Origin of the sequence: Roseofilum reptotaenium CS-1145, assembly GCF_028330985.1 — a bacterium.
Classification (GTDB): Bacteria; Cyanobacteriota; Cyanobacteriia; order Cyanobacteriales; family Desertifilaceae; genus Roseofilum; species Roseofilum reptotaenium.
Genome location: NZ_JAQMUE010000108.1, coordinates 1 through 10,240 on the forward strand (window position 1 = coordinate 1; position 10,240 = coordinate 10,240).

Genomic DNA, 10,240 nt, shown 5'->3' on the forward strand with positions numbered 1-10,240 from the left:
GAAGGACTCCATTTAATCTTTTTACCCTCTCATTCTCCCGAATTGCAGCCAGCGGAAAGATTGTGGCCAGCGGTAGATGAACCCATTGCTAATCGCTCGTTTGAGAATCTCGATCAGCTAGAAGAAGTGTTGTACCAGCGTTGCCAAACCTTATTGAAACAGCCAGAATTAATTGGAGGGTTAACCGATTTTTACGGGTGGAGTGAACTCACTGCTATATCACAACTTATTCAACGGACTTGATATCACCCCTTAAGCAAAAATATTTCTCTTTCTTGAACACACCCGCAATCGTAGTCCTGTCAGTTTCTTCATTAATCTTGTTAGCTGGGCTAATTACCCATTGTCATCAATCTAAGAGCCTTCCCTTGGCTTCAAGACCTTTCTTGTCAACGATCGCTTAACCAAAACTGACATTATCTATTTAATTATTAGACGTCTTGCATAAATGGGCATACTATGAATAGTAATCCAATAATTATCTATTCTTCTGCCTATTGCCTGACTTCTACAAGAAGCCTATTGATTAACGGAAGAACAAACCAGGGAAGTTGTAACCCACTCCTAAGGTTAATCCCCAATCTACAGCTCGCGCATCCCAAAAGCCAGTATTTAAGGTGGCATTAAACGTAAAGTTATTGCTAAAGGGCACATCAATGCCAGTGGTAACTAAGGGCCCATGAGTACCATTTCTTAGGTCTAAACCAAACCCACCGCCGATAAAGAGAGTGACAGGGGGGGCGTAGGGTTCGCGACTGAAGGGAATGTCATAGGTAAAGGGAATCGTGATGCTCGTACCATCCCCAATAATTACCGAGGGACGGAAGGAAAAATTTTCGGTAAAGGCAACTCGCGTTAACAAGGTACCGCCAGAACTACCGAGAGAAGATTCACCATGAAAGCCAATAGTTCCCCCTAAACCAATATAGCTAAAGCCATTATAGTATTGGGCACGTTCGTACCGCCGACGTTCAACTGAGTAGCTATTCTGACCTTCTGGAGCTTGGGCGAATTGTCCAGAAACGTTAGTTGCTCCGAGTCCTTGGGCATTGGTACTCCCTTGTCCTGGGACTTCAGAGTTAGAGGTAGCTTTCACGTGTTGAGGGGAGGTGAAGCTAGGGGGGGGAAGGGTTTGGGTGCGTACCGTATCGAGGGTAGCTTCAAAGGCTTCTGGACTAATGGCAGTGGGGGTTACGGGAATCTCTGGGGCTATATAGGGCGCTTCTAGGGGCGCATACCCTTGAGATTTAGTCGGATTTTCCCTTAGAGTTTGGGCTGATGTGGGTTGGGGGGAGATAATGCTCCACATCGCTGACGCGATCGCCAGAATACCCGCCAGATTAAGCAATAAATATAGATTAATATGCCTTAAAACCATGATAGTTAATGTCACTCCTCGATGAAACGGATACTCGCTCCAGGGATATCTTAAGCTAGATTGCCCATGGCGGCTACCACTTGCTGGGAAATAAAGGGCAGGAGGTGAACATTTTGGCTTTGTTCAGTAAAAATGACCAGTAAGTAGGGCCGGAGATTATCCCCCATTTCAATATAGGCGCTTTCATGGCGCAGCGTTCCCATTAAGCCCGATTTTGACCATAGAGCAGCCGTTGGCGGTAGACCTTGACCCAAGAAACCGAGGATAGAGTCTAGATTAGGGTCAATTTTCTGGCGCATCAAGGCCATCATTTCCTGAGAGGATTTGGAGGAAACGGCTACGCCACCGATAATACTATGTAGTAGGCGAGCGGTGGCATTGGTGGTTAAGCGATTTTGGTTTTCCATCTGGGGGCCTAAAAATAGGCGATCGCGGCCATAAGCTCCATACGTCCAATTCTTTTGGTTTACGTTAATAGACTCTAATTCTGGCCATCCCAAGGACTGAAAATAGCGGTTAACAATATTACGTTGGGACTTCCAGGTTTCAAAGGGGCCGCCGGAAAACGTGGGTCCGCTCGTCGTTCCGGTCAACACATCAAGGACTAAACTGGTAGCATCAGGATTGCGATCGCGGATCATATCTTGGATGGCTCGTTCCAATTCTGCACTAGGAAGAGCCATACCTGTTTCCAACCACTCATAGATAGCGACTAAATAAAACAGGGTGACCAAATGCGCAGGGGCGATCGCCTGTTTTCCTCGATATTCAAATCCCCTCACCGGGTGTTTCCAGAACTCTTCAGCCGATAGCGCTCCTCCTGTATTTACCCAAATAGGAGGGTCATAAACCACCCAAGTGAGCGCCACTTGATCTTGGCTCAGTTGGGGAAAAGCAGTCCAAGTATTATCCAAGATCTGATATCCCAGATGAGCTAAGTCTTTATCTTTGTGGAAAAAAGTCATGTTAATCCATTAAAAATAGGTCTAAGTTGGGCCCAGCTTGCTTTAGTGACCCTAATACAGGAGCATCAGTAAATCGCCGTATGATTGATGACATTTTCCTATAAAGCTAGGTTAAAAATCTCCTGTGCCGATAAATTGAACTGGGGAAAAGTAGGAGAAACAATGGGAGTATCTTCAGTAAAGGGAGCCATCTGATATTCCCCATCAACCAGGCTACAAACAAAAAAGGTTGGCTGCTTGGGGTTGCCGATCAGCTTTCTCGGCCCCAAGGCTGCATAATCAATAATCCAATATTCCTCGATACCCATTTCCTCATAATCTCGCAGTTTATTGTAGTAATCATCGCGCCAATTCGTAGAAACGACTTCAACAATTAATTTGACTGAATCAGGATGTTGAATAATAGATTCGCTTTCCCACCGAGCTTCCGCACCCATAATGTCTTTGTTCAAAACAATGATGTCCGGTTCATAACCTGATTTGTCCCCTGTGGGCTTGACAATAGATTCTCTAGGAATTGTCCAAATCCCTCCTTTGCCCATCTGCCGAATCGCGATCAAGAGTTGCTCGATCAGGGAACCTGTTAAATCAGAATGTTTCCCCTTGGGCTTGGGCATTTCGATAATCACTCCATCATGCAATTCGTATCGGACTTCTGAGTTTTCAGGATACCAACTTATAAATTGATCAAAACTGTATACTTTGGGTTCGGCTTTAGCTTGAGTCATCGATCACTTTTCTCAAAGTTCAACGAGGAAAACCAGGTTTTCCCTATGTTCCTATTGTCTGCGCCCAGTGCTATAGACTAATCCTAAGATTGACCCCAAGAGCCACCAGCCGAGGAAATTAATACGAGAGTCAAAGAGGGTAATATCTAAAAGATGGAAGAGGCTAATTCCAGCAAAAGCAAGAAGATAACTGAATAAAATTGCCCCTTCAGTTTGACGGGGTAACCGGGAGAGGAGATGGGTGGCTTTGGCTAAGATCCAGGTGACTAAACAGAAGAACCAAATGGTTAGGGGAATACCCATTTCGGCCAGTAGCATTAAGGGTAAATTGTGGGGATGACCGATCCAATAGTTCATTTGGGTTTCATAGAGTGGGGAAAAACTCCGCAGTCCCCAACCGAGAAAAGGGCGTTGATGGACTAAGTCGATCGCAAATTGCCATTGGGTCGATCGCAGTTGCGCTAGGGGGCGATCGGGAAACATCTCATCGGTGAGCCTAGCCCAAATATAGGCAGGGACTACCATCCGCACCCATTGGCGGGATGGATCGACCCCAAAAGCCGACCACAGGATAAGTCCACAGACAGCCATCACTGCGGCGACTAACATGCGCCATCCCCAATAGAGAGCATAGGCTAAAACGGCTAAGGCGGCGATCGCCCAGGCATTGCGCGAATGGGTCAGAAATAAGGTGATGCCATCTAAAACGGTGGTTACTCCTAAGCCGATCCAAAACCAGCGTTTTTTGGGTTGTTTTTCTAGCAATAATCCTAAAGCGAGTATCCAAACGACCGCGAGATAGGCGGCTAAATCATTGGCATAGCCAAATATGGAAGAAATACGGCCGGGAGGGATACCACCCGCCGTTAGCGGCCAGTCAATGACAATACCCAGCCATCGGATGGGCCCTGACCATCCCCAAAACCGTTGCCCTAAGCCAATAATGGCGACTGGTAGAGAAGAAAATACTACCCAGGTGGCCATTCGACGCAGATGACCTGATGTACCGATCAGCTCTCCGAGGCCAACCAACAACAGAATAAAGGGCAGAAAATGGGCTAAACCGAGGGCTGCTTCTCCTGGAAACTCTGCCAGTAAGCACGTCAAGATTAAGCCTAAAGCAAAAATGATCGAGGCTTGGGTGAGGGGGCGACGTAAGGCGACCTCTCCCCGATCGCGTCCCATGTCAAAGAAGAAGACTAGCCCCAAGAGTAATCCCAATAAGGGGCTAAACACAAAGGTGGCTAACCAACCTTGCAGGCAAAACCAGGGTCTTTGGTCAGATGCAGAGGTCATGCCATTTCCCAAGCGGTGGAACGGGTAAGCCGAATTTGGGCGAGGGCAAAGATCATGGGAATAATACGGGTATAGTTGGTGGAGATCGCCCGCCAGCCCAGATCGGCAAAAAACCAGGCCCACAGGGTCGGCCCTAGGACGGCAAACAGGGTTCTGGCTGCCCCATAGCGAGCGGCATTAGTCGCCATACCAAGACTTGCTTTTTGCAGAATAATTTGGGATTGAATCTTGGTGGCGGCGATCGCTCCCCCGCGCACCAAAGCTTGTTTTGCAGCTTGATAGGCAGCAAAATGGAGAGCAAATTGTTGGGCTAGTTTTTGCACCAACAGGGGCCGAATCACAGAATTGACGGCTAAGGCACATCCCCCTTTCAGAAATACAGCGATCGGGTCTTTCTGAGTCGATAAAGGCAGAGGTTCGGCAAAATCTGCTTTTGCGAGTGCTTTACGGATACGCTCTTTTAAGCCTCGTTTTTGCTCGGCTGGTAGCTTTTTCCAGGAGCGACGAATCAGGTGTAAAAAGATTTCGGCTTCGAGTTCTGTGGTGGAGAGTTCCTGAGAATAGGGCAGTTTGAGATAACGAGAGACTTGAATGAGCACTTGGCGATAGGTAATAGTTTGGGTTTGTCCCCGTAAAACGGTGAAGCCATCAGCAGCTAAGAATTGGAAGCGCTCTTCTATGGTATCAATCCACTGTTGGCGATTTTGACTTTGAACGGCGATCGGATCGGGGGTATAAACATAATCTAGGGGGTTTAGCTTACGCTGAAATAGCAGATGGGTTAACTGCTGTAACTCTTCTTCTGTGGCTAGTTCTAGGACTGCTCTTAGTTCATCCACATTCTTTACCTCAACTGAATTGGGGGGCGGTCAACTCCGATTATTTATAGAATCTACAGTAAAGATGATTTGAAAACGGTTAATACTATTGAAAATTTTAGAGTTGGGTTGAAGTCCGCTTTCCATTTTACCGTGAGATCGCCATCCCTAGCTGGCCAGACCTTCAGCGTTGTCATTTTCTGGCGATCGGCCCATTCCTCCCCAGCACCCAGAGGCAACAGTATAATCAACTGCTACCCCTTTCCCCTTGATCTAAGTAATTTAGCAAGGAGTTCAACAGGATACAATGATTCATAATTCCAGTCATGCTAGGGGGTAGCAATTATGGTTTGGAACACAGGGGATCAAATCGGAGAAAACGGCAAATACACTATTGAGAAACCGTTAGAGCCTGGGCGTTTTTCCTCGACCTTTCTGGCTTATTATACTGAGGGTGAGAACAAAGAACGTTTGGTGATTAAAGCCTTGAAGATGTTTGATGGCAAAAACACGACCAAAACACCAGCAGAAATCAAAGATTTAAATAATAAATTACACAAGGAAGCGACCCGATTAGGCCAGCGCGATCATCCCCATGTGGTTAAATTGATTGATGAAGAATTTATAGAAACAGATAGTTATGAGAATGAATTAGTTTGTCTACCGATGGAATATATTTCCAAGGTCAGCTTAGAGGACTTAGACAAGCGAGTTTTACCGGAAAAAGAAGCCCTGCGCTATATTCGCCAAATTGGAGAGGCCTTAATCGCTGTCTATAAAAAAGGGTTAGTGCATTTAGATGTTAAACCGAATAATATTTTAATCCGGCAAAAAACGGATGAAGCCGTGTTAATTGGATTTGATTTTTCCAGAGCGCCGTCTCGTGGATTTAGAAAAAAAGTCGAACTTTTGCCTCCGATGGATTTTCTGCGCTGGAGTGGTATCGGACGGATAAAGAGTTAGGAAAATTGGGGGCGTGGAGTGATGTTTATAGTTTAGCGGCAGTATTGTATTGGTTATTAACCGGTGTCGTTCCCCCTAGTACAGATGACCGAGATCGTGGTAAGCAAACATTAAAATCGGTGACAGAGTTGAATCCAGAGATTTCTGACCGGGTTAAAAATGCCATTGAGGAAGGCATGAAAATTAAGCCAGATGCTCGACCGCAAACAGTGAAAAAGTGGTTAAATAAATTAGGGGGATATCGACTCAGTTTAGATTGTTTTGATAGCCCAAAGTGGGGAGCAGTGGGAGCAATAGCAGGGATAGTGGCAGCATTAGGTACGGTAGCTGGGCTATATATTGCGTGGATGAGCTGGAAAAATTCGACTCCATCTCCTCAAGTAGAACCCACACCAAACCAATTAAAAATTAAAAATTAAAAATGGATTTTGTAGGGGCGAGTTTAACCAAAATCTAGAAGAGAAACCATCGACTCACTAAACCCGTCCCCACCCTAGAAATTAATTAACAGCAAATCCGGTGTATGGACGCATCAAAGGTTCGCGAAAAGCTAAAACAATATCAGATTTAGGCACTCCTTTTTCCACTAGCTCATTAGCGATACCAATTTCTGTACCATCATGGTGTATCCAAATTTTGTCTTTCCTAATCGACAAGTGCAAAGTACATCCATACTGCGGTCTGCGGTTTTCCCAACCGGTATTGACGACTTGATAATGGTCGCGTTGGAGATCGAAAATGAGTTCGGTTTGCGCTTCTCCCTCAGATTTAAAGGGTTTAGCGTGTTCGGTTAACAGTTCTTGGATGTAGGAACGATAGCGCTCTATTTTTTCCATTCTGCAATCACCTCTTCAACGGAATCATAAATAATTAACGAAATTTCATAGTGATTCACAACCATTTGTACAAAGGGAAGTGAAAAGAATTGTTGGTAGATATCTAGGGGAACGGCTAGATAAAGAGTGCGTTCCGGTTGTTTGGCTTGTAGGGCAAGGCGATAGGTCATAAACTGCCCTACAGCTCCGTGAAATTCATACAGGTTAGAGGGGCCAAGAAAGCTCTTAATTTCAACAGCAATTTTTTTGTTATCTCGTTCTGCGGCTAGGATTTGTTCAGCTCCTAGGTCAATTTTTACGGTAGCGCCACCGGTCTTAATTTCTAGGGGGTCGTCAGTAATCAGCCAACCTTCTTTTTCTAAGGCAGTTTTCACCACATCATGAAATAGGTCTTTGGCCATAGTGGATTGAGTGAGGTTGTGGATTGTAGTCAGGGTAGTAGTGGACTGTTTCATCTAAAATAGGGCTTTGTTTGTAGTAAGCACTCTTCGTGCTTAAAAGCCTAGCTGGAGATTGCTCAATCCCTCACTACAAACAAAATCTAATGCACCATTTTAGATGAAACAATCCAGTAGGTGCCCTGCGCTGTCGCTAACGCACCCTACGCCTTGATTATAGCTTCCCTACAGCGCCCCCTGAGCGGAGTCGAAGGGGGCGCTCAGAGGGCAGCGTGGCTCGTGGGAGAGGGATTTTCCTTCGGACATGAAAGAGAGAGGGCAAAATCTTGTGGAATAATAGGAAGTATGGCGTAGCAGACGATTATCATGTATTGGACAAGGGGACAACGCATTGGTGGGGGTCGATATGAGATTGTCGATGAGTTGGGACAAGGTGGATTTGGACTCACGTATAAGGCCAAACATCTTGATTTGGATTCGTTTTGCGTGATTAAGGCGATTGGCGCGTGGTTGCGGAAACAGCCGAACTATAACCGGTTTGTGGAGCGGTTTCGGGATGAGGGGAAGCAGTTGGCTCAGTTGGCACAGGAAAAGCCCCATCCCCATATTGTGCGCGTGTTTGATTTGTTTCGGGAACCCCATCAGAACTATCCGGGGTTTGAGATTGATTGCTTGGTGATGGATTTTATTGCTGGGGAGACGCTGGAGATGGAGGTGCATCAGCGCGGGAAACTGCCCGAAACGGAGGCAGTGCGGTATGTGCGGCAGATTGGAGACGCTTTGATTGAGGTTCACAAGCGGGGGTTGCTGCATTGGGATGTCACGCCGATGAATATTATGATTCGTCCGCAAAAGGAAGCGGTGTTAATTGATTTTGGCATTGCTGGAGATTGTCCCCCCAGTTCGTTTTCTCGAAAATTCGGGAATGAAGCGTTTGCACCCTATGAGCAGTTGATGTTAGGAAAACGAGAAAAACAGTGCGATATCTATACATTGGGCGCTTCGTTATATTATGGGGTGACGCAACAAGTGCCGACGCTTTCTAATGCGCGAAAATTGGATAATGAGCGGTTAATTGAACCGATTCAATATGCGTCGATTAGTTCTCAGGTGAATGATGCCATTTTGTGGGCGATGGCGCTAGAGCCGGAAAAACGTCCGCAGTCGATGGAGGAGTGGTTGGGGTCGTTTTCTGGGGAAGAGGAGGATGATTTAAGTTCGGATAAAGGGGTTGATTATCGGCGGTTGCAGCACCTGTTGCAGCAGCAGCAGTGGAGGGAAGCGGATATCGAAACAGCCGAGAGAATGCTGAAAGTGACGGGAAAAGAAAAAAGGGGTTGTCTGGATACTGAAGATATTGATAATTTTCCTTGTACTGACCTGCGAACGATTGACCGGTTATGGGTCAAATATAGCAAGGGTCAATGGGGGTTTTCTGTACAGAAGAAAATTTACCAGAGTTTGGGCGGCAGGAGGGAGTCTGATCTAGAAATCTTGGAAAAATTTGGCGATCGCGTGGGCTGGTGCAAGGACGGAGAATGGATGAACTACAATGACCTCGCTTTTCCTTTGAGTATAAGAGGACACTTGCCTAACATGGATTGGGATATAATTGGGAATGCGATTCTCTTCTCTCGCGTCGAGACTTGTAGATTGTAACCTGTAAGGCTTTCCGAATTTCAATAAGTTTGAAACAGGGAACAGGGAACGGTTTAATCAGATATATACCTAAATGACAGAGATTAACGATTTCAAAGATTTAAAAATTTGGCAAAAAGGGATGGATATTGCACAACAGTGCTATCTTTTGACTAGGCTTTTCCCTAAAGATGAGTTATACGGGATGGTTCAGCAAATTAGAAGAAGTGCGGTTTCTATTTCAGCTAACATAGCTGAAGGATATGGTAGAAGATCTAGAGGAGATTATGTAAGATTTTTAAATATTGCCCAGGGTTCAGGTTATGAACTAGAAACTCATCTAATTATATCTCAAAGAGTAGGGCTATGTGAAACAGAAAAGATAGACATGATTTTGAGTTTATTGAAAGAAGAAAGTAGAATGATTATTAATCTGATCAAGAAGTTAGAACGTTAAAATCTGTTCCCTGTTCCCCGTTCCCCCAAGATTATGACCAGTATCACCATTGACAATTTTGATGATGATCTCGGCACTCTCCTACAAGAGCGAGCGAAATTGAATGGGCGCTCAATAGAAGCAGAAGCCAAGCAAATTCTCTCTGATGCTTTGACCCAACCAGATCAACCCCCATTAAATCTTGCCTTAGCCATTAAGCAAAGATTCTCTCAATTCGATGATTTTGAACTGCCCACGATTCCTAGAGAGCCTTTAAGAGAACCGCCTGATTTTCTCGATTTACATGATTGTACTTGATACTAATATTATCTCTGAACTCATGCGACCCCAGGGCAATGTAGAAGTCTATCAATGGGTCTCAAATCAACCGATCTCTAATCTTTTTACAACTACGATCACTCAAGCTGAAGTTCTCTATGGTATTGCTTTGTTGCCTTCTGGAAAACGCAAAAATGAACTCAGTCAAGCGGCTCAATTGATGTTCCAGGAAGAGTTTCCCGGGCGAATTTTACCCTTTGATGAAAAAGCAGCGATATCTTTTGCCCAAATTGCTACCCAAAGAAGACGAATGGGTAAGCCCATATCTCAAGCTGATGCTCAAATTGCTAGTATTTGCAACAGTTTTGACATCCTCCCCGCCCGCCGCTTCGCTCTGGACGGGGATTCCCTGTCTATTCAAGCAGTATCAAATAACGATAACTGCTTGAATTCCAGATGAGTTGACGCTTCAACGGTTGCTGCTCCCTTGACGGAAGTCTTACGC

The 10,240-nt window shown here is 45.4% G+C and carries 14 protein-coding genes; 7 read left to right on the forward strand and 7 right to left on the reverse strand.

Going from position 1 to position 10,240, the window contains the following annotated elements:
• The coding region (locus tag PN466_RS24110; protein ID WP_271944817.1) for a transposase at positions 1-243 on the forward strand (243 nt) is incomplete at its 5' end.
• Positions 244-526: 283 nt separating this feature from the next.
• Here PN466_RS24110 and PN466_RS24115 read toward each other — a convergent pair.
• The 5 genes from PN466_RS24115 to PN466_RS24135 form a co-directional block, all read right to left on the reverse strand.
• Complete coding sequence (locus PN466_RS24115; protein WP_271944820.1) at positions 527-1,378, reverse strand: hypothetical protein; 852 nt, start codon at positions 1,376-1,378, stop codon at positions 527-529.
• Between the two features lie 50 nt (positions 1,379-1,428).
• Positions 1,429-2,343: a serine hydrolase gene (locus PN466_RS24120; protein WP_271944823.1), complete on the reverse strand. Its 915-nt coding sequence runs from the start codon at positions 2,341-2,343 to the stop codon at positions 1,429-1,431.
• A 98-nt stretch (positions 2,344-2,441) separates the two neighbouring features.
• The gene (locus PN466_RS24125) at positions 2,442-3,071 is read right to left on the reverse strand and encodes a Uma2 family endonuclease (protein ID WP_271944826.1); all 630 of its coding nucleotides are present in this window, start codon (positions 3,069-3,071) and stop codon (positions 2,442-2,444) included.
• A gap of 51 nt (positions 3,072-3,122) precedes the next feature.
• Positions 3,123-4,367, reverse strand: coding sequence for an O-antigen ligase family protein (locus PN466_RS24130; protein WP_271944828.1), 1,245 nt, complete (start codon positions 4,365-4,367; stop codon positions 3,123-3,125).
• Complete coding sequence (locus tag PN466_RS24135) at positions 4,364-5,206, reverse strand: YaaW family protein (RefSeq protein WP_271944830.1); 843 nt, start codon at positions 5,204-5,206, stop codon at positions 4,364-4,366. Before PN466_RS24135 ends, PN466_RS24130 begins: the two co-directional genes overlap by 4 nt.
• A 324-nt stretch (positions 5,207-5,530) precedes the next feature.
• Here PN466_RS24135 and PN466_RS24140 point away from each other — a divergent pair, with 324 nt between their 5' ends.
• Both PN466_RS24140 and PN466_RS24145 read left to right on the forward strand, forming a co-directional pair.
• Complete coding sequence (locus PN466_RS24140) at positions 5,531-6,148, forward strand: serine/threonine protein kinase (protein ID WP_271944832.1); 618 nt, start codon at positions 5,531-5,533, stop codon at positions 6,146-6,148.
• Positions 6,149-6,153: 5 nt separating this feature from the next.
• Positions 6,154-6,567, forward strand: a complete 414-nt coding sequence (locus PN466_RS24145; protein WP_271944835.1) for a hypothetical protein — start codon at positions 6,154-6,156, stop codon at positions 6,565-6,567.
• An 81-nt stretch (positions 6,568-6,648) separates the two neighbouring features.
• Here the strand turns inward: PN466_RS24145 and PN466_RS24150 are convergent, their stop codons facing one another.
• The gene (locus PN466_RS24150; RefSeq protein ID WP_271944838.1) at positions 6,649-6,984 is read right to left on the reverse strand and encodes a XisI protein; all 336 of its coding nucleotides are present in this window, start codon (positions 6,982-6,984) and stop codon (positions 6,649-6,651) included.
• The gene (locus PN466_RS24155) at positions 6,972-7,439 is read right to left on the reverse strand and encodes a XisH family protein (protein ID WP_271944840.1); all 468 of its coding nucleotides are present in this window, start codon (positions 7,437-7,439) and stop codon (positions 6,972-6,974) included. Before PN466_RS24155 ends, PN466_RS24150 begins: the two co-directional genes overlap by 13 nt.
• Positions 7,440-7,748: 309 nt before the next feature.
• Here PN466_RS24155 and PN466_RS24160 point away from each other — a divergent pair, with 309 nt between their 5' ends.
• From PN466_RS24160 to PN466_RS24175, 4 genes are all read left to right on the forward strand, one after another.
• The gene (locus PN466_RS24160) at positions 7,749-9,041 is read left to right on the forward strand and encodes a serine/threonine-protein kinase (RefSeq protein ID WP_271944843.1); all 1,293 of its coding nucleotides are present in this window, start codon (positions 7,749-7,751) and stop codon (positions 9,039-9,041) included.
• Between the two features lie 73 nt (positions 9,042-9,114).
• A complete protein-coding gene (locus PN466_RS24165; protein ID WP_271944845.1) occupies positions 9,115-9,477 on the forward strand; it encodes a four helix bundle protein in 363 nt (120 codons plus the stop codon).
• 33 nt (positions 9,478-9,510) lie between these two features.
• A complete protein-coding gene (locus PN466_RS24170) occupies positions 9,511-9,774 on the forward strand; it encodes a FitA-like ribbon-helix-helix domain-containing protein (protein ID WP_271944848.1) in 264 nt (87 codons plus the stop codon).
• A complete protein-coding gene (locus PN466_RS24175; RefSeq protein ID WP_271944850.1) occupies positions 9,761-10,195 on the forward strand; it encodes a type II toxin-antitoxin system VapC family toxin in 435 nt (144 codons plus the stop codon). Before PN466_RS24170 ends, PN466_RS24175 begins: the two co-directional genes overlap by 14 nt.
• The last annotated feature ends 45 nt before the right edge of the window (positions 10,196-10,240 follow it).

Coding starts and splice junctions, on each gene's coding strand:
- PN466_RS24140 (WP_271944832.1), top strand. CDS start 5,531: ATGGTTTGGAACACAGGGGATCAAATCGGAGAAAACGGCAAATACACT.
- PN466_RS24155 (WP_271944840.1), bottom strand. CDS start 7,439: ATGAAACAGTCCACTACTACCCTGACTACAATCCACAACCTCACTCAA.
- PN466_RS24115 (WP_271944820.1), bottom strand. CDS start 1,378: ATGGTTTTAAGGCATATTAATCTATATTTATTGCTTAATCTGGCGGGT.
- PN466_RS24125 (WP_271944826.1), bottom strand. CDS start 3,071: ATGACTCAAGCTAAAGCCGAACCCAAAGTATACAGTTTTGATCAATTT.
- PN466_RS24170 (WP_271944848.1), top strand. CDS start 9,511: ATGACCAGTATCACCATTGACAATTTTGATGATGATCTCGGCACTCTC.
- PN466_RS24165 (WP_271944845.1), top strand. CDS start 9,115: ATGACAGAGATTAACGATTTCAAAGATTTAAAAATTTGGCAAAAAGGG.
- PN466_RS24175 (WP_271944850.1), top strand. CDS start 9,761: ATGATTGTACTTGATACTAATATTATCTCTGAACTCATGCGACCCCAG.
- PN466_RS24150 (WP_271944838.1), bottom strand. CDS start 6,984: ATGGAAAAAATAGAGCGCTATCGTTCCTACATCCAAGAACTGTTAACC.
- PN466_RS24120 (WP_271944823.1), bottom strand. CDS start 2,343: ATGACTTTTTTCCACAAAGATAAAGACTTAGCTCATCTGGGATATCAG.
- PN466_RS24130 (WP_271944828.1), bottom strand. CDS start 4,367: ATGACCTCTGCATCTGACCAAAGACCCTGGTTTTGCCTGCAAGGTTGG.
- PN466_RS24160 (WP_271944843.1), top strand. CDS start 7,749: ATGTATTGGACAAGGGGACAACGCATTGGTGGGGGTCGATATGAGATT.